The following is a 19,227-nucleotide window of genomic DNA, read 5'->3' on the forward strand; positions in this document are numbered from 1 at the left end:
GGCCATAAGCGGCACTGTGCATGGTCCCCCTTGAACGGCCTTTCTTGGTTACTTCTTTGGCCGGCAAAGAAGTAACGACCACGTTGCCAAGTGACACTTGGTAAACAGCGTGAAGCCGCTGTGCTACAGCGGTACAACGACCACAACGTGAAATCCCACTTGGCTGACCACATTAAACAGAAAGCTGCCACCGCACGGCTAAGCGCAGCTTGGTGTTTACAGCGGGGCTGCACCGCAGGAACAACATCTGCGCTGTCAAGTGCAGCAAAAAAAGAAAATGTTCGCGCCGCAGTACCGGGCTTTTGTGCATCCTCAAAAAGAGGCCCCGGTCTCTATGGCAGGTCCGACAGATGAAAGAAGGTTTGTCAGACCTCATCCATGTTTTGCATACGGTCCAAGCAAAAATGGCACAACCGCTTGCAATGATATAATATGCATTATATATGCATAAATATAATGATCTTTATCGGCTGTCAAAAAAGATGCTTCACAGTTTTCTGCAATGTGCATGGAAACTGATATATGGGGAAAAATACTAATAACCATAAATTTTGTAAGATGCGACGATCCCGCGCGGCAAGCCGTTTTTCTATATTTGAAGCGGGCTTTGTGTCCATATGTTTTTTAAGTTTTGTTATTGCTTTCACTATAAAATATTTCTTATATATATATGAATTGTTCAAAGTTTTTTATTGAGAAGTATTTTGTCAGGGGTTATAATAATAAACATATGGAAGCGACGTGGTTCTTTTTGCCATGTCTGCTTTTCCTGTTTAATCAGATGAAAAACAACTTGAAATGGACAATTTCTTGATGGTTATAAATGGAAGCATATCGAGAACCGTAAATCGGGGGATTCAGTTTCAGTAAATGCAAAAACGAAAGGGGAAACAAACATGGCGAAAGATATCGGGGTTGATCTGGGCACAGCGAACACACTCATTTTCATGAAGGGTAAGGGTATCATCATGCGTGAACCGTCGGTTGTGGCGGTTGATACCAGGAACGATACCGTAAAATATGTCGGTCAGGAAGCAAAAGAGGTCATCGGCCGTACACCGGGTTCCATCGTGGCGGTTCGTCCGCTGAAGGACGGCGTTATCGCGGACTTTGACATCACGGCAAGCATGCTGCAGATTTTTATCAAAAAGGTTTGCAGCGGCGGCATGCTCTCCCGCCCGCGGGTTGTCATCTGCATCCCGTCCGGCGTCACCGAGGTTGAGAAGCGCGCAGTCAAGGAGGCTTCCCTGAAAGCCGGCGCGAAGAGTGTCGCGATCATCGAGGAACCGATGGCGGCGGCAATCGGCGCGGGCCTTCCGGTCGCGGAGGCCACCGGCAGCATGGTCGTCGATATCGGCGGCGGAACCAGTGAAGTCGCGGTCATCTCGCTCGGCGGCATCGTCGCATCCCGTTCGGTGCGTGTCGGCGGCGACGAGTTCGATACCTCGATCATTTCGTATGTCAAAAAGAAATACAACCTGCTGATCGGTGAGAGAACCGCGGAGGAAATCAAAATACGCATTGGCTCCGCTTATCCGTATGAGGATGAGCAGGACATGGAGATCAAGGGCCGCAACCTGATTGACGGCCTGCCGAAGAACATCACGATCACCCCGTCTGAAATCCGCGAAGCGCTTGCGGATCCGCTCGCGAATGTCCTGGAAGCCATCCGGACCACGCTGGAGCGCACACCGCCGGAACTGAGCGCGGATATCATCGACCACGGCATCACACTGACCGGCGGCGGCGCACTGCTCAGAGGCCTTGACCGTCTGATTGCGGAGGAGACCGGCATGCCGGTCCATGTAGCGGAGAATCCGCTGGACTGCGTTGCGGAGGGGTCGGGCATGGTGCTTGAGGATATCGACCGGCTCAGAGAGGTCCTGTCCTACGACGATACGAAATATTGATCAAAAAAGCCGTGCGGATTCCGCGCGGCTTAGATTGCTGATGCGAGTTGATTGATAAGACCGGCTGTACAGCCTGGCCGGATAATGGACCGGTTGTGCCTCAGACATAACCGGCTTTTGGAGAAGACATACCGTGCTTCTGAACATCGACGGATTTTTGACCAGCCGTACTTTGCGTGCGTTGCCTGAAACGGTTGACGCGCCAGGGAGACGGCTTGTTCGGGCACACTCCATTGCTGTTTGACGGCCGTTTTGACATCCGAAGACAGATGAAGGGGGCGACCCCTTCCGGCAAACGAGCCGTATATTGGAGAATTTTAATCTTCTTTTCAACATTTGTGATGTTGAAAAGTTGAATGTGATCGGCGCTGAACATAAAAGGCGGACAATGGGCCGCCTTTTTCATCCATATAAAAACATATCGGGGTATCTAATATGAAAGATTTCTTTCGAAGTACACGCTTTAAGATCCTCGTCGCCGTGGTGGTGCTGCTGTTCGCCTTTATGCTGCGCGCAGCATCGGAACCCGGATTTGCGACATGGACTTCCCAGGCGCTTGGTGTGATTACCCAGCCGCTGCAGAAGCTCTCCACAAACATCTCGAATGCGGCCAGCGACTTTTTTGGAAAGTTTGCAAAAGCGGATCAGCTCACCGAAGAGAATGAGAAGCTCAAAGAAGAAATCCGCGAGCTGAATAAAAAACTGGTGGACTATGACAGGCTCTCACGGGAGATCGAACAGTACAAAGAGTATCTGGATTTGAAGGAAAAGAACAATGACTTCCAGTTTGAGCAGGCGTCGGTGATCGGCAGGGACCCGAACGACCGGTTCGGTTCCTTCACCATCGATAAAGGGCTGCTCGACGATATTCAGCCGAACGATCCGGTCATCACACCGGATGGTGTGGTGGGCAGGATTGCCGAGGTGGGGCAGACGACCGCGAAGGTGGTCACCATTTTGAATCCATCGGTCAATGTCAGCAGCGTGATTGGCTATTCGGATAAAAAGACACGGGACACGGGCATCGTGACCGGTACAATAGACCTGAGTTCTCAAAGTCTCTGCCAAATGATGTATCTGAGCCGTGAGAGCCTTGCGCAGAAGGGCGATTTGGTTGTGACGACCGGCGTCGGCGGCGTTTTCCCGAAGGATCTGCTTGTCGGCGCTATCAGAGAGGTCAAGCCGGATGCGCACGGCACCTCTTTAAACGCCATCATCGAGCCGGCGGCGGACATTGCCAACATCAAGGACGTCTTTGTCATCACCTCCTTTGAGGGACAGGGCTCCGACCCCTCAACCAGTGCGGGCAGCGAGGGAAAAGAGGACTCCGGTTCATCGAGTGAAAGCAGGTGATGCGCATTGACCTTTCAGACAAAACTGAGACTGGTCTTCAAATGGACCGTCTATGTGGTGCTGTTCCTGCTGATCTATGTATTTCAGACATCGGTGCCGCTGATTGAAGTCTTTTCGATCAAGCCGATGCTGCTGGTTCCGGCGGCGGTCTGTCTGGCCATCCATGAAAATGAATTCGCCGGCGGCATCATGGGCGTCTTTGCCGGGTTGCTGTGTGATCTCGGGGGCGGCGAGCTCTTCGGGTTCAACGCACTCATCCTGCTGGTCTGCTGTGTCGCGAGCTCGATGGTGGTCCAATACCTGATGAAGCCGAACCTGTTCACCGCGCTTGTTTTGGGCGCGGGAACACTGCTGATCCGCGGTATGCTGGATTATCTGTTCTTCTATGTCATGTGGAATTACGAAGGCTCCGCGCATATCCTGGTGCGGTATATCCTGCCGACCATCCTCTATTCGCTGATCGTCCTGCCGCTGTTCTATCTGCTGTTTAAAAAGCTGAAGAGGAGCTTTGACGGGGCGCTGGAAGAGTAAGCGGCTTAAAATTATATACGAATATACAGTTGTAGAACCGTTGACAGAAGGAACCGGGCGGGGTTTTACTCTGCCTTGTACAGAAAAGTACGGGCGGGGGAAGAACCCCGCCCATTTTAGAATGATTGGAACACCCGCTTCCAAATGATGATGAAAGCGAGCGTAAACATGCGTTATAATTTAAAAGTTAGAATTGGCATCCTGACCGGCCTTGTCGGTTTGATCTTTGGTTTCTTCATCTTCAAGCTGATGCAGATGCAGATCGTGCAGGGCAAAGATTATCTGGAGCAGGCCATGGCCGGCTCGGTCAGCAAGCAGACGGTCAAGGCAGCGCGCGGCGAGATCGTTGACCGGAACGGAAAACCGCTGGCGGTCAACAAGATCGGATTCGACATCGTTTTTTATAAGGAGTACATGCCCAGCGAGAAGGAGAACGAGGTCATCCTGAGCCTGGTGAAGGTGCTGAACGGGACCGGCGAGGAGTGGATCGACAACCTGCCGATCTCGAAGACCGAGCCGTTCGAATTTCTGTCCGGCGAGGAGAATGAATCGAAAATAACACGTCTGAAGAAGGACCTCAGGCTGAACGTTTATGCGACGGTGCAGAACGTCATCGACGCGATGGTCGGGATCTATGAGATCGACACCGAAGGCCTAACGCCCCAAGAGATCCGCATCATCGCGGGCGTGCGGTATGAGATGGCCCAGATGGACTACTCGATTCCGAACCCTTACACCTTCGCGAGCAACATATCGACCGATACGGTCGCCAGGATTAAGGAGAACAACGTGAGCCTGCCGGGCGTGGATATCAGCGAGAACCCGATCCGCGAGTATGTAAACTGGAACCTCGCGCCGCATGTGATCGGCCAGATCGGCCCGATCTACAAGGAGGAGTATGAGGAACTCAAGGAGAAGGGTTACCAGATGAACGATTCGGTCGGCAAGTCGGGCATCGAGCAGGCGTTTGAAGAATACCTGCGCGGCAAGGACGGCGAAAAGGAAATCACACTGAATTCAAATGGTGAGCTGATTGAAGTCAAAGAGACGGTGGCGCCGGTGCCGGGCAACACGGTGCAGCTGACCATCGACAGCGACCTGCAGAAGGTGGCGCAGGAGGCGCTTGAGAAGCAGATCAACTACCTGCGCAACAACGAGCCTCTGGGACAGGGCGGCGAAGCGGACAGCGGCGCCGCTGTGGCGGTCGATGTGAAGACCGGCGAGATTCTGGCGATGGCCACCTACCCTTCGTATGATCTTGAGACCTATAAAAACGACTATGAGAAGCTGCGGACCGATAAGCGCTCGCCGCTGCTCAACAGGGCCATCCAGGGCCTGTACGCGCCGGGCTCCTGCTTCAAGCCGGTTGTGGCGACGGCGGGCATGATGGAACAGCAGGTGACGGCCTCCCACACGGTCTTCTGCGGGATGATTTACCGTGCGGCGTTTGAGGAATACCAGCCGCGCTGCCTGGGCTACCACGCCAACATCAACGTCATCAACGCGCTGCGGGTGTCCTGCAACATCTACTTTTACGATACCGGTTTTCATCTGGGCATTGACACCCTCAACAAGTATGCGGACGGATATGGAATCGGACAGTCCACCGGCATCGAGCTGCCGGAGCAGACCGGATACATGGCAAGCCCCGAGACGGCGGAAATGCTTGGACAGAACTGGGAGGGCGGCGACATCCTGCAGGCATCCATCGGACAGTCCTACACGATGATCTCGCCGCTGCAGCTCACGAATTATGTCGCGACCATCGCGAACCGCGGCAAGCGCATGGAATCCCATATCGTCAAGCAGATCACCAACTATGAACAGAATCAGACCATCAAGAAGACCGAGCCGGTTGTCGCCCACGAGTTCAAGGATACCGTCGGCGCGTATAATGCGATCAATGAGGGTATGATTCTCGCTTCCTCCTCTATAGGAACCTCAGGGGCGACCTTTGGCAGCTATTATGCCAATCATGGCATCCAGATCGCCTCGAAGACCGGTACGCCGGAGACCAACTCCGAAGCCTACCAGAACTCCACCTACATCACCTATGCGCCGGCCGACAAGCCGGAAATTGCGATTGCGGTCGTCATCGAAAAGGGATGGCACGGTTATACCGGCGCGCCGGTCGCCAAGGACATCTACGATTACTACTTTGGATTTACAAAGGGAGAATCCCCAGAGGATTCCCAATAGGAACCATATACCCGAAGACGCTTGTTTCCGGGCATGAATAGAAAAGGCTGGTGAAACAGATGCGTTATAATTTAAAAGTTAGAATTGGCATCCTGACCGGCGTTGTCGCGCTGATCTTTGGATTTTTTATCTTCCGTCTGATGCAGATGCAGATCGTGCATGGAGCCGAGTATGCCAGTGAAGCCATGGCCGGTTCGGTCACAAAGCAGACGGTCAAGGCAGCGCGCGGCGAGATCGTTGACCGGAACGGAAAACCGCTGGCGGTCAACAAGATCGGATTCGACATCGTTTTTTATAAGGAGTACATGCCCAGCGAAAAGGAGAATGAAGTCATCCTGAGCCTGGTGAAGGTGCTGAATGGTACCGGCGAGGAATGGATCGACAACCTGCCGATCTCGAAAACCGAGCCGTTCGAATTTTTGTCCGGCGAAGAGAATGAGTCCAGAATCAAACACCTGAAGGAGGATCTCAGGCTGAATGTCTATGCGACGGTGCAGAACGTGATCGACGCGATGGTCAGCATCTATGAGATCGACACCGAAGGGCTGACGCCTCAAGAGATCCGCATCATCGCGGGCGTGCGGTATGAGATGGCCCAGAAGGACTACTCCATCCCGAATCCGTATACCTTCGCAAGCAACATATCGACCGATACGGTCGCCAGAATCAAGGAGAACAACGTGAGCCTGCCGGGCGTGGATATCAGCGAGAACCCGATCCGCGAATATGTAAACTGGAACCTCGCACCGCATGTGATCGGCCAGATCGGCCCGATCTACAAGGAGGAATACGACGAGCTCAAGGAGAAGGGCTACCAGATGAACGACTCGGTCGGCAAGTCGGGTATCGAGCAGGCGTTTGAAGAATACCTGCGCGGCAAGGACGGCGAAAAGGAGATCACGCTGAACTCCAGCGGCGAGGTGATCGATGTCGAAGAGACGGTGGCTCCTGTACCCGGCAACACGGTGCAGCTGACCATCGACAGCGACCTGCAGAAGGTGGCGCAGGATTCGCTCGAGAAGCAGATCAAATACCTGCGTGAAAACGAACCGTCGGGCGAGGGCGGCGACGCGGACAGCGGCGCTGCCGTGGCAATCGATGTGAAGACCGGCGAGATTCTGGCGCTGGCCACCTACCCCTCCTATGATCTTGAGACCTATAAAAACGACTATGAGAAGCTGCGGACCGACAAGCGCTCGCCGCTGCTCAACAGGGCCGTCCAGGGCCTGTATGCGCCGGGCTCCTGCTTCAAGCCGATTGTGGCGACAGCGGGGCTTATGGAAGGAAAGATCACCCCGTCCCATCAGGTTTTCTGCGGCGGTACATACCGTGTGTTTGACGCGTATCAGCCGCATTGTATGCATACGCACGGTTATATCAACGTCATCAACGCACTGCGGGTGTCCTGCAACATTTTCTTCTATGATACCGGCTACAATCTGGGCATCGACAAGGTCAATCAGTATGCCGCCGGTTATGGCGTGGGCCTGCCGACCGGCATTGAGCTGCCGGAAAGCACCGGATACATGGCAAGCCCCGAAACGGCGGAGATGCTCGGGCAGAAATGGGAAGAGGGCGACATCCTGCAGGCGTCGATCGGACAGTCCTACACGATGATCTCGCCGCTGCAGCTCGCCAACTATGTCGCGACCATCGCGAACCGCGGCAAGCGCATGGAGTCCCATATCGTCAAGCAGATCACCAATTACGAGGAGGATGAGACGGTCAAGAAGACCGAGCCGGTTGTCGCCCACGAGTTCAAGGATACCGTCGGCGCGTATGACGCCATCACCGAGGGTATGATCGAAGCTTCCTCCTATTCCGGAACCTCCGGTGCGACCTTTGGCAGCTACTATGCCGAGCATGGCATCAAGATCGCATCCAAGACCGGTACGCCGGAGACCAATTCCGAAGCCTACCAGAACTCCACCTATATCACGTTTGCGCCGGCCGACAAGCCGGAAATCGCGGTTGCGGTCGTCATCGAAAAGGGATGGCACGGCTATACCGGCGCGCCGGTCGCCAAGGACATCTACGATTACTATTTTGGTTTTACGAAGGAACCTGCGGATTCTGAAGCGCAGTAAACCAGCCGTTCTGCGGATTGCCCGCCTGGCGCGGACAGTCCGCTTTTCTTATGAGGTCATCGGCCTGATCGGTTTAACCGAATCATTGCTTTCCGGGACGAAAGTCATGCGGCGGACAGCTCTGTCATTGCGTGGGAAGGAAGGTGGCCGAAAGATGGTTGCTGATGCATACGATCATACAGCGGACAGATTTTCCGTTGTCTGCCGGTTTGTGCAGTCCAATCTACGGGGATTAACATCCTTTTAAGGTCTGCGCGGTCATCAGATGGAATGGCGGTTTTGGTTGGGATAGAACCGCCTGGGGCTGGGAAATATAACGAATGACAAATGCAAAACCGCGCAGCGGGAGGAAAGCCGGCGCGGAAAAAACGGGAAAGACAGAGGATGAACATTCATGTATGAAATGGAAGAAAACCTGCAGCGCGCGGTGCTGGCGGCTGTGGATCTGGGTGAATACGATGTGGAAGCCTCCCTGGACGAGCTGGAGGAGCTTGCGCGCACAGCGGGCGCCGAAGTGGTCGCAAAGGTATCACAGAAGCGTCCGTCTGTCGATGCGGCGACGGTGGTCGGCGGCGGCAAGCTGCGGGAAATCGCGGATTTCTGCCGTGACAACAATGCGGACATCCTGATCTTTGATCATGAGCTCAGTGCCACGCAGCTGAGGAATATTGAAAAGGCGGTTGACTGCGATGTCGTCGACCGGACCATGCTGATTTTAGACATCTTTGCGCAGCGGGCCCGCACCAGAGAGGGGCGGCTCCAGGTGGAATTGGCCCAGCTCAAGTACCGGCTGCCGCGCCTTTCGGGGCTTGGAACCGCGCTTTCCAGGCTTGGCGGAGGCATTGGCACACGCGGCCCCGGCGAAACCAAGCTGGAAAGCGACCGCAGGCATATCCGGCGCAGAATCGACCACCTGCAGGATGAGCTGGAGCAGCTGGAGCGGCGGCGCAGCCACCTGCGCGCGCGGCGTCAGAAGGATGACGTCATGGCGGCCGCGATTGTCGGCTACACCAATGTCGGCAAATCCACGCTGCTCAACACGCTGACCGACGCGGGCGTGCTCGCGGAGGATAAGCTGTTTGCAACCCTTGACCCGACAGCCCGGCGGCTGACGCTGCCGGACGGCCGGCAGATCCTGCTGATCGATACGGTCGGGCTGGTGCGCCGCCTGCCGCATCATCTCGTAGAGGCGTTCAAATCCACCCTGGAGGAGGCGCTTTATGCCGACGTGATCCTGAATGTCTGCGACATCACGGCGGAGGATGTGGACGCGCAGCTTGAAACGACCCGCGGTTTGCTTGCCGAGCTCAAGGTACAGGAAACGCCGGTTGTCACAGTCTTCAACAAATGCGACCTGGTGACAGGCCTCCCCCAGAATCAGGAGGCCCACGCCGTATACATTTCGGCAAAGGACGGATATGGGCTCGACGCGCTGCTTGAAACGGTTGCCAGAGAGCTTTCGGTCAGCCAGCGCAGGCTGCGGCTGCTGATTCCGTATGATCATGCGTCCCTGCTCTCGCAGATCCGCGTACAGGGCAAGGTGATGAAGGAAGCGTATACGCCGGACGGCATTGAAACCGATGCGCTGGTGGATAAAAAGATTCTGCCGAAGGTCTCCCCTTTTATCGTTTCGTGAGTGCGGGTGTCTTTGAGATTGTCAGTTGTTTATGTTTACAGCCGTCTTTGGCAGACGGCTGTAAAAACTCTGCAGATTTTGATGAAAAGTTTTGTAAGAGGTATTGACAACCGGCATGATACATGGTAAAATATAATCCGTCGTTAAGAGTGCGGGTGTAGTTCAATGGTAGAATTCCAGCCTTCCAAGCTGGTCGCGTGGGTTCGATTCCCATCACCCGCTCCATTTTAAAAGCGGACAAGCTTGTGGAGATTACGGCGGTTTTACCTGCGCCAGTAGCTCAGCTGGATAGAGCAACTGCCTTCTAAGCAGTAGGTCAGGAGTTCGAGTCTCTTCTGGCGCGCCAGATTATGGTGGATATAGCTCAGTTGGTTAGAGCGCCAGATTGTGGCTCTGGAGGCCGTGAGTTCGAATCTCATTATCCACCCCACTATTTTCCTTCGGTGTTTTGCGTGGTAGATATTGGGCTGTCGCCAAGCGGTAAGGCACCAGACTTTGACTCTGGCATCTCGTTGGTTCGAATCCAACCAGTCCAGCCAATCAAAAAAGGCATGATGCGCTGGATGATCGATGCGGGTGTCCTGCCTTTTTATGAGCCTGATCGTTCCAATGAAGACAATTGAATGGAAACCCTGTCCCAGTTGGAATTTTTATAATGGGATGTCGCCAAGCGGTAAGGCAGTGGACTCTGACTCCACCATTCGAGGGTTCAAATCCTTCCATCCCAGCCAATATAAAAAGGACAATGAGCAGATCGCTTTTTGTCCTTTTTTCATCCCAAAGTTTTTGGGAAACCCCGCTTTACGATCAGAAGCTGATCATGACCGATATGCGCCCGTAGCTCAGCTGGATAGAGCAATGGCCTCCGACGCCATGTGCCGCTGGTTCGAATCCAGTCGGGCGTACCAAAACAGAAAGCACCTTACGCAAGTAGGGTGCTTTTTTGTCAATATCAATATAGGCGCCGGAAATTTTCCCGTTATCCTCAAACAGGGAGTTGGCCCGAGTATATGATCTTTCATTTAAATTAGTGAATTTTCAAATGAAGTTGCATGTTTTTATGCAACTTTCATTCGATACCGCCCAATAGATGAAAGGACGTTGTCCTTATCTGATTTTGGGAGTGTCAGCCATGACGGAAGAGAATTTTATTTACCGTACCAGCCCCTTTCTGCTGAGGAATCAATTTAACGGCACAGGGAAATGGGGGATTCCTCTCGTCCCCAAGGCGGAATTATCCGACGATGCGTTCATTGACCTGCGTCTGATCGGCTTTGACCGCACGAATCTGGAAAACAACAGCCATCTGGATCGCATGGTTCATTTCTTCCTTTACGATTATAAGTTTGAGCGGGTATGGAAGAATCCAGATACGGATTTAGAGCGGTTAAAGCGTTACCGGGCAGTTCTGACGCCGGATTTCAGCATGTATCTGGAGATGGCCCAGGTGATACAGCTTTACAACACCTTCCGCAACCGATGGTGCGGTGCGTATTGGGCGAGCAAGGGCATGCAGGTAATTCCGACTGTCAATTGGGGCGCGGAAAACACCTTTGCATTCTGCTTTGAGGGGATTCCAAAGGGCAGCACGGTGGCGGTATCCACCTATATGGTGAGTGCCCACGGCAACCACGGGGACCAAAAGGAGTTTTTTCTCAAAGGGTATAGCGAATTGCTTCGAAGAATTGAACCGGAACGAATCATCTGTTACAACGAGCCGTTTCCCGAAATGGAAGGCAACCTCATCTATGTGAATTATGAACTGTCTTCCTGGAAATATCAGAATCATGATGATCAGCAGTCAAAATTTTATCCCTATTTATGTGGAGAGAAGCCACTGCCGAAGGACAGCAGACTTCTGATAAAAAGCGGTTATGTGATACAGGATAAGGATTCTTTCAAAGGCACAGGAAGTGCATTCGGCGGCAGATGGAGACCCTCCAAGCCTGATGATGAACGCCTTTTAGGGCAACCAGGAGAAATCATTGTTTCCTATAAAAAGGATGGAACAAAAATCGAAACAAAAATTGGAGATGATGGAAGAGCAACGAAAGAACGTCACCATACGGATAAACCTAACCCTAAATATCATACAAATCCTCATGATCATACAATAGATTGGACAGATGGGTTTCCAAAGTTTAGTCACCAGATCAATTATCCTGATGGAGCGCCCGAATTTAAAGCATATGGAGGTATACAAAAAATGGGTACATTGTTTGAAAGAAATAGCATGGAAGATAACCGATTTCAGTCGATCGGTGATTTTAAATGGTGTGTCGATTGCGGCGGAGAAGTCGTATTTATTTGGAAGGATAAGACCTATGGAATTACTCCCAAGTTAAAAAAGTCACCTGATTCCCCCACACAGATGTTGATCTCACAGATAGAGGTTGAAAATATGGAGCAGACCGAAAAGTGGTGCGACACCGCTGACGAGCTGCTGGAGTATACAGTAGATGGAGACAGGCTGCGGGATATCATCACAAAGGTTCATGTTTTGGATCGCACAATTTAATTGTCCTGCATGCAATGCCATTGTAACAGCAAGCTGATTTTGTGCACTGCCCAGGACTCCTCCATTTACCTCTTTTCAAAGGTGCCATAGAATCATCGATATTTACCGGTAATAAAAACATGAAGGCAGGATTTAGATAGGTGTTTACCATATTCGGCAGGGAAGAGGTATATACAGTGGCCTTGATCGGCCATTTGTAAAACTCTGTGGCATCTGTTGATCCCCTTTCTTTTGTGGCATTATAAGTACCGATTTTATCGTGAAAAGAATCAGTCGATGGCGAAGCGAGATAACCAATATCTAATCAGGAGGGGAAAAAATGAATCGTATCAAGTGGCTGGAAAAATGGTATCAGCGCAATTGTAATGGCGAATGGGAACATTTCTATGGAATTGAAATTGGGACTTTGGATAACCCGGGATGGTATGTGAAAATCGATTTAGCGGAGACGAAGCATGGCGATTTGCAAATGAATGAAATTAATATAGACAGAGGAGAAAATGACTGGATGAGATGCTCCGTTGAGAATGGAATATTTCAAGGTTATGGAGATTGTACAAAGCTGGATGATATCATACAAACTTTCATGAATTGGGCTGATCCGATCAACTCGATCAATGAGGAGACAATATAGTAAGTCTTGATTCGGTTTTGCCTGTCAATGTGCAACCATGTATGTGGAACATCGATAGGCATATGAACTGTCTTCCTGGAAATATCAGAATCATGATGATCAGCAGTCAAAATTTTATCCCTATTTATGTGGAGAGAAGCCGCTGCCGGAGGACAGCAGACTTCTGATAAAAAGCGGTTATGTGGTACCGGATAAGGATTCTTTCAAAGGCACAGGAAGTGCATTCGGCGGCGGATGGAGACCAAATCCCAGTAGACCGAATGACAGACGGTTGATTGGTACGCCAGGAGAGATAAAAACGACCTGCGATAAAAAAGGCAACAGAATTGATACGAAAATTGGTGATGATGGAAAGGCAACACGTGAGCGGCATCACACAGACCACAATGGGCCTTGGGCACACACGAATCCACATGATCATGACATTGATTGGGATCATGGATATCCGAATTTTGGATCGCCGATCAATTATTCTGAAGGAGTTCCTAAATTTAAATGGTGTAAGGAGGCAATGAGGGTGAAAAAAGAAACGACTGCATATGGGCAGGAGAATTTAAATTTTGAAACGATAAATGATTTCAAATGGTGTATGTGCGCGGGCGGTGAGGTTCTTTTTGAGTATAACAACCGGAGCTTCAGTATTACCCACACCGCTGACCTCAAGATTGGCATCTCAGAGTCTTTCAAACAGGAAACAGAAAAAATCTGCAAAGATGCGGATGAGGTGCTGGAATATTTGATTGATGGAATACACCTTAGAGAAATCATCACAAAAGTCACAGTGGTAGACCGCACAATTTGACTTATTGATTTCAATAAGAACAAGGAAGGTTTGGAATATGTGCAAGGTTATCTACACAAAAGATGACGGCAGCTTGAATTTTACATCTATCAGTGATTTTAAATGGTGTATCGATTGCGGCGGAGAAGTCGTATTTATCTGGAAGGATAAGACCTATGGAATTACTCCCAAGTTAAAAAAGTCACCTTATTCCCCCGCACAGATGTTGATCTCACAGATAGAGGTTGAAAATATGGAGCAGACCGAAAAATGGTGCGACACCGCTGACGAACTGCTGGAATATACAATAGATGGAGACAGGCTGCGGGATATCATCACAAAGGTTCATGTTCTAGATCGCACAATCTGATCATGATAAATTGCTGCCGGATACTAAACGGCCTGTCTTATTTCTTCTTTTTCCCAAGCCCTTATTTTTATACAGGGTAAAAGGATGAACTGCCGAATGGTTACTCATAATCGGGAAGATATAGACTTTCGGCCATGATTTTGGCAGCAGCGCGAAAACCACGGTAAATACTTTCATGGGTAGTTTTTTCTATAATGAGATCTTTATCGTCTATGATGCGAAGCAACAGCTTTCGCTGATAAGGGTCTAGGTTTTTCTTAACATCTCTGCGTGACATTGAATCCGATCTTCTTCCTTATAAAGTTTTTGCCTTTTGTATTTATCTTACAATAGCTTCGACAATAAATGTTCCATTCGTTTCCCCTTTATTTATCGATTCCGATTTTTCATTTTTTGTACTGCTTCATGGCTGAACAGATAATTGCGTTTTCCGGCGCTTCGGAATTCTGCCGGTGAAAAATGCATCGTCTGCGCCAGCCTTAAAAGATAACTTGGCGTAATATGGAGGATTTCTGCAACTTCTGAAGTCGTGTAAACGGTTCGCACGTCCGACATAAGACTTAAACCAGCTTTCTTCTAATTATATATTGTCGTATGTCGGACGTCAATACTTTTTGAAAATTTTGAGAATGCCCTACATGTATCCTAACGGGCTGATCCTGTCAATTTACAAAACGAGGGGGAAAAATAGAGAGTCTGATCTGGTTTTGCCAGCCAATATAGGATACAAACGGGGCCGGCCTGGCATAAGTCAGACCGGCCCCGTTTGCTGTATAAAAAGATGCATTTATCTTGCGATGACCCTCATATTCGGTTATTTCTTAAATGTGAGGGTTTGTGAGTTGTATCCGAACGATGTGTTTTCAGGTATCTTTCACGGGCAGATATTACGCCAACGATCACCAGCTGCAAAGACAGGTTTCCACTGTGGCGTTTAAAGCGGGTTTACACAGCGGGTATCATGAAAGATATTGGCTCATCAAGTGCTTGGAATTAAAATCTGCGTAGAACAATTTTGAAAACGCCGTTCCCGCATATGCAACGTACGATAGATTGTCTTTGGGCTGATGGCTTTATAAAGCGGTTCCTTTCCTTGGAATAAACAGATGTTTCATATCTGTCTTCTCCAATGTAAGCAGCGCTGTTTTTTTATCAATCCCGCCCGCGTACCCCGTCAGACTGCCGCCGCTTCCGACGACTCTGTGGCATGGCACGATGATCGAAATTGGATTGTGGCCCACAGCCCCGCCGACAGCCTGTGAGGACATCGTTTCAAGGCTCTGTTTTTCGGCAATGATGCCCGCGATTTCCCCATATGTCATGGTCTTGCCATATGGAATCCGCATGAGGATTTCCCATACGGCAAGGCGGAACGATGAGCCGCTGAGATGTATGGCAGGCATGAAGTCCGGAATCCCGCCTTGAAAATAGATGTCAAGCCAACTTTTCGTCTGATCGAATATCGGCAGGTCTTTTTCCTCATGCTCGGCCGGCAGGCTGTCAGCAAAATACTTCTGTCCGTCAAACCACAAGCCCGTCAGGGCTTTTCCATCACTTGCCATGGTCATGCTTCCAATGGGTGAATGGTATCGATTGGTATACTGCATCGCTCGTACCCTCCTTAAAAATTTTTTGAATGTACGGGAACCTCTTCCCGTACATTCCGTTTCTATATAATAGCTGTGAACATACACGGGCCGATCGCCTTCTGTCTTGACCGGCTTATTCTGAGCTATCATCATGATACCATAGAATCCATACCAATTACCAGAAGAATATCCGCCGATATGTTTGATATCTATTCGATTGGAAGAAGATGGGCGGCGGTGCCGATCCGCAGAGCAGGTTTCATCGACGTGACCCGTTTCAATGCGGCAGCCAGCCTTCCACGTCCGATCCCGGATGCCGTCTGCCGTTGTAATTCGGCAGGGACACCATGGAGCTGAACCATGGGCAAGGAATTTCTGATCAGGAAAGGCTTTGTGCGCCTGGCCAGTCATCTTGTCTTTTCTCCGATGATATCAGCTTGGCCGCTGCATGTGATGCTGGAAGCCCAATGGAATGTTTCGCTGATGGGATTGTCGGAAAGCGGCAGCCTGTGTCTATTCTGTCCTTTTGGAGCAGCGGCCTTTCAGCATGGCGCAATGCTTTTGAAGCGTATGATTTCTTATAAACAGAAAGCGGCCATATGAGCCGCTGCACCCACCGGATGTCTGGTTGGAAAATAGGACAGACAGTTGCATTTTTTCGTAATCTGTATTATGATAAAATTACCAGGCAGGATGCGCGCAGCCCTGCCTTCGAATGAAAATCATGATGGGAGGAAATCAAATGCGTTACGTTCCCACGCCCCAGCAGGCTCTGGAACTCACGAAACAATATAACAAAGAGGAATTCCATATCCGGCATGCGTGTACGGTGGGCAAGGTCCTCGGTTATCTGGCCAGGGAGATCGATCCGGGAAACGAGGACTATTGGACCGCCGTCGGCATTCTGCATGACATCGATTTTGAAAAATGGCCGGAACAGCATTGTATCAAAGCGGATGCGCTTCTCCGAGAGCTGGAAATAGAGGAGAGCGTCATCCATGCCGTGGTCAGCCATGGCTATGGCCAGTGCTCTGATGTGGAGCCGACCCGCCCAATGGAAAAGTATCTCTTTGCGGTGGACGAGCTGACCGGCCTGATCGGTGCGGCGGCGCTCATGCGGCCCACCGGCTTTGAAGGCATGGAGGTCAAGTCGGTGATGAAGAAATTCAAGGACAAAAAATTTGCGGCGGGCTGCTCGCGCGAAGTGATCACCAAGGGCGCTCAGATGCTGGGTATGAGCGTAGCGGATCTTGCCGCAAAAACGCTCGAAGCGATGAAGACACCATAATACCCCGGCAAAGCAGCTCGCTGCGGCATAGATCGGCCGTACCGCCGGGTTTGCGCCTGAAATCCTGAAAGGAGGTTATCTCTTTAAGGAAACAGGATGTCTTTTTTCTATCCCATAGGAGGTGTGCGGGGCCCATTCTGTCACGATTCTGTACAGGCTATGCGGAGAATTTCATCGTCTGCCAGCATCGTATCAGACCGTTGCAGGAGCGGCTCTGTGCTGGAAAGATAAAGAGGGAGTTGGATGAATGATACGATTGGGAAAGCTGATTGGCTTTATATTGGTCATGATGTTGACCAACTTTTGGGTAATATGTACTTATCTGCAGATGGGCTGGCTGGGAAGTACAGCCCTCTTCCTTGTACTGCTGTTGTTCTTCATCGTTTTGAATGTTGTGCCGCTCTGGAAGAAAGGGAATTTCAGCCGTCTGGGAGTTCTTCTCGGCGGAGAGACGCTGGTGGAAATCTGCGTCATCACGTTTACCGTGAATATCGCTTTGACAATATGCTATGGTTTCCTGCTGCTTCCCGACAGGCTGCAGGTGGGGACCTATATTCTGCAGATTGTGCTGATGCTGCTGTTCAGCGGGGTGCTGATCATCAATGGCTGCGTGAGGATGTTTTTTACATCCGTGCAGCTGGGCATCAAGTGGCGGGTCTTGTTTTTTCTGCTCTGGTGGGTTCCAGCCATCAACCTGATCCTGCTGTGGAAGGTCTGCAGGATTGTACGGGAAGAGTATGCGTTCGAAATGGAAAAGCGGGCGCTCAATGAAATCCGCAAGCAGAATGAATCCTGCAAAACCAGGTACCCGTTGGTGCTGGTTCACGGCGTATTTTTTCGTGACCAGAAATTTTTCAACTATTGGGGACGCATTCCCGGAGAGCTGCTGCGAAACGGCGCGGTTGTGTATTATGGAGAGCAGCAGTCTGCCGCGAGCACCGAATCCGCCGCCGCGGAGCTGAAGGAACGGATTCTGAGCATTGTACAGGAATCGGGCTGCGGGAAGGTGAACATCATTGCACATTCCAAAGGCGGGCTGGAAGCGCGCTGTGCGATCAGCAGGCTGGGTTTGGCGCCCTATGTCGCGTCGCTGACCACCATCAATACGCCGCATCGGGGCTGCGCGTATGTGGATTGGCTCCTGGAAAAGATGCCGAAATGCATTTGCGACTGGATAGCAAACCGGTACAACGCGGCGCTGCGAAGGCTGGGAGACGACCAGCCGGACTTTTATGCGGCGGTCAGTGATTTGACGTCCCGGCGCTGCGAAGCGTTTAACCGGGAAACGGAGGATGCGCCGGAGGTTTATTATCAGAGCGTGGGTTCTAAGATGAAGGGATGGACCAGCGCGCCGTTCCCGCAGAATGTTTCGTATCTGCTGGTGCGGCATTTCCACCGGGAAAATGACGGGCTGGTGGGTCCGCCTGCCATGAAATGGGGAGAAAATTTTCATGTGCTGACAGCGTCAGGCCGCCGGGGAATTTCGCACGGAGACATGATTGACCTGAACCGCCAGAACATCCGCGGGTTCGATGTCCGGGAATTCTACGTATGGCTGGTCCGGGATTTGAAAAAACAGGGCTATTAAACGGAATCGAATGGGAGACGCATCACGTCCCCTCTGGTCCGGTATGCCCTCAAATTTCCACCCTCCCAAAGCTTTGGAACTTTGATCGCAGCACAGCAGAAAAGAAATCAGGTTGCTTTGCGGCTGCCATTGGACCAGGCGTGCAATGTTTCACCACATGACGCAAAGGGTGGATTATATTTATCTATGCGTGTTGTTTTCTTGATGGGATATATCAGAAACTAAAGAAGCCGATTCACAGTGGGAACGGCTTCTTTTTCTATTCCATAAAAAATGGGTCTCATTATAATAACAAATCAGGGAAAGGACGCATATTTTAACATATAGGATATAGATAGCCGAATGGATAAAGGAGAGCATACGAAATGAATTGCTTTGAATACAATTGCACAGACAAAGGTTGTCCCTGTTGTCCCCATGAGGAGGGTACTGTCCTTGTAGGTCCAACCGGCCCGCAGGGTCCACAAGGCCCCAGGGGAGAACCCGGCATGCAGGGCCCGCAGGGCATACAGGGAGAACCGGGTCCGCAGGGACCTGTTGGTCCCCAGGGCAGAACAGGGCCAACAGGTCCCCAGGGGGATATGGGGCCAAAAGGCGATCGCGGAGACATGGGTTCCCAAGGAGCGCGGGGGAATCAAGGGCCGACCGGTCCGCAGGGCCCGCAAGGTCAGCAAGGTCCCGGAGGAGAACCCGGCATGCAGGGCCCGCAGGGCATACAGGGAGAACCGGGTCCGCAGGGACCT

Annotated in this window: 16 protein-coding genes and 6 tRNA genes; 19 read left to right on the forward strand and 3 right to left on the reverse strand. The window is 51.2% G+C overall.

All coding sequences use genetic code 11. The features are described from left to right. Positions 1-896 precede the first annotated feature (896 nt). From mreB to BN348_RS00255, 16 genes are all read left to right on the forward strand, one after another. Positions 897-1,910 (forward strand): rod shape-determining protein, encoded by a 1,014-nt coding sequence (gene mreB / locus BN348_RS00170; RefSeq protein WP_040195467.1) that lies wholly within the window; start codon positions 897-899, stop codon positions 1,908-1,910. A gap of 435 nt (positions 1,911-2,345) precedes the next feature. Further along, on the forward strand, positions 2,346-3,263 hold the full coding sequence (gene mreC, locus BN348_RS00180; RefSeq protein ID WP_052446569.1) for a rod shape-determining protein MreC: 918 nt from the start codon (positions 2,346-2,348) through the stop codon (positions 3,261-3,263). A gap of 6 nt (positions 3,264-3,269) precedes the next feature. Further along, entirely contained in the window at positions 3,270-3,794 is a 525-nt protein-coding gene (mreD, locus tag BN348_RS00185) for a rod shape-determining protein MreD (RefSeq protein WP_040195469.1), read from the forward strand. Positions 3,795-3,962: 168 nt separating this feature from the next. Then, positions 3,963-5,993, forward strand: a complete 2,031-nt coding sequence (locus tag BN348_RS00190; RefSeq protein WP_197068240.1) for a penicillin-binding transpeptidase domain-containing protein — start codon at positions 3,963-3,965, stop codon at positions 5,991-5,993. Positions 5,994-6,052: 59 nt separating this feature from the next. Beyond that, entirely contained in the window at positions 6,053-8,080 is a 2,028-nt protein-coding gene (locus BN348_RS00195; RefSeq protein ID WP_052446571.1) for a penicillin-binding transpeptidase domain-containing protein, read from the forward strand. A gap of 394 nt (positions 8,081-8,474) precedes the next feature. Continuing rightward, on the forward strand, positions 8,475-9,716 hold the full coding sequence (gene hflX, locus BN348_RS00200; RefSeq protein ID WP_040195470.1) for a GTPase HflX: 1,242 nt from the start codon (positions 8,475-8,477) through the stop codon (positions 9,714-9,716). Positions 9,717-9,867: 151 nt separating this feature from the next. Further along, a tRNA-Gly gene (locus BN348_RS00205) sits at positions 9,868-9,941 on the forward strand. A gap of 44 nt (positions 9,942-9,985) precedes the next feature. Further along, positions 9,986-10,062: transfer RNA gene (locus BN348_RS00210), tRNA-Arg, on the forward strand. Between the two features lie 7 nt (positions 10,063-10,069). Beyond that, a tRNA-His gene (locus tag BN348_RS00215) sits at positions 10,070-10,146 on the forward strand. A 33-nt stretch (positions 10,147-10,179) separates the two neighbouring features. Next, positions 10,180-10,255: transfer RNA gene (locus BN348_RS00220), tRNA-Gln, on the forward strand. Positions 10,256-10,372: 117 nt separating this feature from the next. Beyond that, positions 10,373-10,447: transfer RNA gene (locus BN348_RS00225), tRNA-Gln, on the forward strand. A 100-nt stretch (positions 10,448-10,547) separates the two neighbouring features. Next, a tRNA-Arg gene (locus tag BN348_RS00230) sits at positions 10,548-10,624 on the forward strand. A gap of 224 nt (positions 10,625-10,848) precedes the next feature. Next, positions 10,849-12,234, forward strand: coding sequence for a DUF4417 domain-containing protein (locus BN348_RS12745; protein ID WP_052446572.1), 1,386 nt, complete (start codon positions 10,849-10,851; stop codon positions 12,232-12,234). Between the two features lie 319 nt (positions 12,235-12,553). Beyond that, positions 12,554-12,868, forward strand: a complete 315-nt coding sequence (locus BN348_RS00240) for an immunity 53 family protein (RefSeq protein WP_040195471.1) — start codon at positions 12,554-12,556, stop codon at positions 12,866-12,868. A 181-nt stretch (positions 12,869-13,049) separates the two neighbouring features. Then, positions 13,050-13,670: a hypothetical protein gene (locus BN348_RS13700; RefSeq protein WP_156136347.1), complete on the forward strand. Its 621-nt coding sequence runs from the start codon at positions 13,050-13,052 to the stop codon at positions 13,668-13,670. 37 nt (positions 13,671-13,707) lie between these two features. Next, positions 13,708-14,019, forward strand: coding sequence for a hypothetical protein (locus BN348_RS00255; RefSeq protein WP_040195474.1), 312 nt, complete (start codon positions 13,708-13,710; stop codon positions 14,017-14,019). On the opposite strand, the gene BN348_RS13705 is transcribed toward BN348_RS00255, so the two are convergent. From BN348_RS13705 to BN348_RS00260, 3 genes are all read right to left on the reverse strand, one after another. After that, entirely contained in the window at positions 14,020-14,196 is a 177-nt protein-coding gene (locus BN348_RS13705) for a hypothetical protein (protein WP_156136348.1), read from the reverse strand. A gap of 192 nt (positions 14,197-14,388) precedes the next feature. After that, a complete protein-coding gene (locus BN348_RS14385) occupies positions 14,389-14,574 on the reverse strand; it encodes a helix-turn-helix domain-containing protein (RefSeq protein ID WP_082020697.1) in 186 nt (61 codons plus the stop codon). Positions 14,575-15,092: 518 nt separating this feature from the next. Further along, complete coding sequence (locus BN348_RS00260; protein WP_338140318.1) at positions 15,093-15,761, reverse strand: methylated-DNA--[protein]-cysteine S-methyltransferase; 669 nt, start codon at positions 15,759-15,761, stop codon at positions 15,093-15,095. 207 nt (positions 15,762-15,968) lie between these two features. Between BN348_RS00260 and BN348_RS14000 the strand changes: the two genes are divergently transcribed. The 3 genes from BN348_RS14000 to BN348_RS00275 all read left to right on the forward strand — a co-directional run bounded on the left by BN348_RS14000 (position 15,969) and on the right by BN348_RS00275 (position 18,484). Further along, positions 15,969-16,211, forward strand: coding sequence for a hypothetical protein (locus tag BN348_RS14000; RefSeq protein WP_040195476.1), 243 nt, complete (start codon positions 15,969-15,971; stop codon positions 16,209-16,211). Positions 16,212-16,350: 139 nt separating this feature from the next. Then, positions 16,351-16,896, forward strand: a complete 546-nt coding sequence (locus BN348_RS00270; RefSeq protein WP_040195478.1) for an HD domain-containing protein — start codon at positions 16,351-16,353, stop codon at positions 16,894-16,896. A gap of 247 nt (positions 16,897-17,143) precedes the next feature. Further along, positions 17,144-18,484 (forward strand): esterase/lipase family protein, encoded by a 1,341-nt coding sequence (locus BN348_RS00275; protein WP_040195479.1) that lies wholly within the window; start codon positions 17,144-17,146, stop codon positions 18,482-18,484. The last annotated feature ends 743 nt before the right edge of the window (positions 18,485-19,227 follow it).

Source organism: Candidatus Soleaferrea massiliensis AP7 (assembly GCF_000820765.1).
GTDB lineage: Bacteria > Bacillota > Clostridia > Oscillospirales > Ruminococcaceae > Soleaferrea > Soleaferrea massiliensis.

Bases quoted from the DNA above. Each gene is read 5' to 3' on its own strand.
- mreB (WP_040195467.1), top strand. From the start codon at position 897: ATGGCGAAAGATATCGGGGTTGATCTGGGCACAGCGAACACACTCATT.
- mreC (WP_052446569.1), top strand. From the start codon at position 2,346: ATGAAAGATTTCTTTCGAAGTACACGCTTTAAGATCCTCGTCGCCGTG.
- BN348_RS00190 (WP_197068240.1), top strand. From the start codon at position 3,963: ATGCGTTATAATTTAAAAGTTAGAATTGGCATCCTGACCGGCCTTGTC.
- BN348_RS00195 (WP_052446571.1), top strand. From the start codon at position 6,053: ATGCGTTATAATTTAAAAGTTAGAATTGGCATCCTGACCGGCGTTGTC.
- hflX (WP_040195470.1), top strand. From the start codon at position 8,475: ATGTATGAAATGGAAGAAAACCTGCAGCGCGCGGTGCTGGCGGCTGTG.
- BN348_RS12745 (WP_052446572.1), top strand. From the start codon at position 10,849: ATGACGGAAGAGAATTTTATTTACCGTACCAGCCCCTTTCTGCTGAGG.
- BN348_RS00240 (WP_040195471.1), top strand. From the start codon at position 12,554: ATGAATCGTATCAAGTGGCTGGAAAAATGGTATCAGCGCAATTGTAAT.
- BN348_RS00255 (WP_040195474.1), top strand. From the start codon at position 13,708: ATGTGCAAGGTTATCTACACAAAAGATGACGGCAGCTTGAATTTTACA.
- BN348_RS13705 (WP_156136348.1), bottom strand. From the start codon at position 14,196: ATGAAAGTATTTACCGTGGTTTTCGCGCTGCTGCCAAAATCATGGCCG.
- BN348_RS14385 (WP_082020697.1), bottom strand. From the start codon at position 14,574: ATGTCGGACGTGCGAACCGTTTACACGACTTCAGAAGTTGCAGAAATC.
- BN348_RS00260 (WP_338140318.1), bottom strand. From the start codon at position 15,761: ATGATGATAGCTCAGAATAAGCCGGTCAAGACAGAAGGCGATCGGCCC.
- BN348_RS14000 (WP_040195476.1), top strand. From the start codon at position 15,969: ATGGGCAAGGAATTTCTGATCAGGAAAGGCTTTGTGCGCCTGGCCAGT.
- BN348_RS00270 (WP_040195478.1), top strand. From the start codon at position 16,351: ATGCGTTACGTTCCCACGCCCCAGCAGGCTCTGGAACTCACGAAACAA.
- BN348_RS00275 (WP_040195479.1), top strand. From the start codon at position 17,144: ATGATACGATTGGGAAAGCTGATTGGCTTTATATTGGTCATGATGTTG.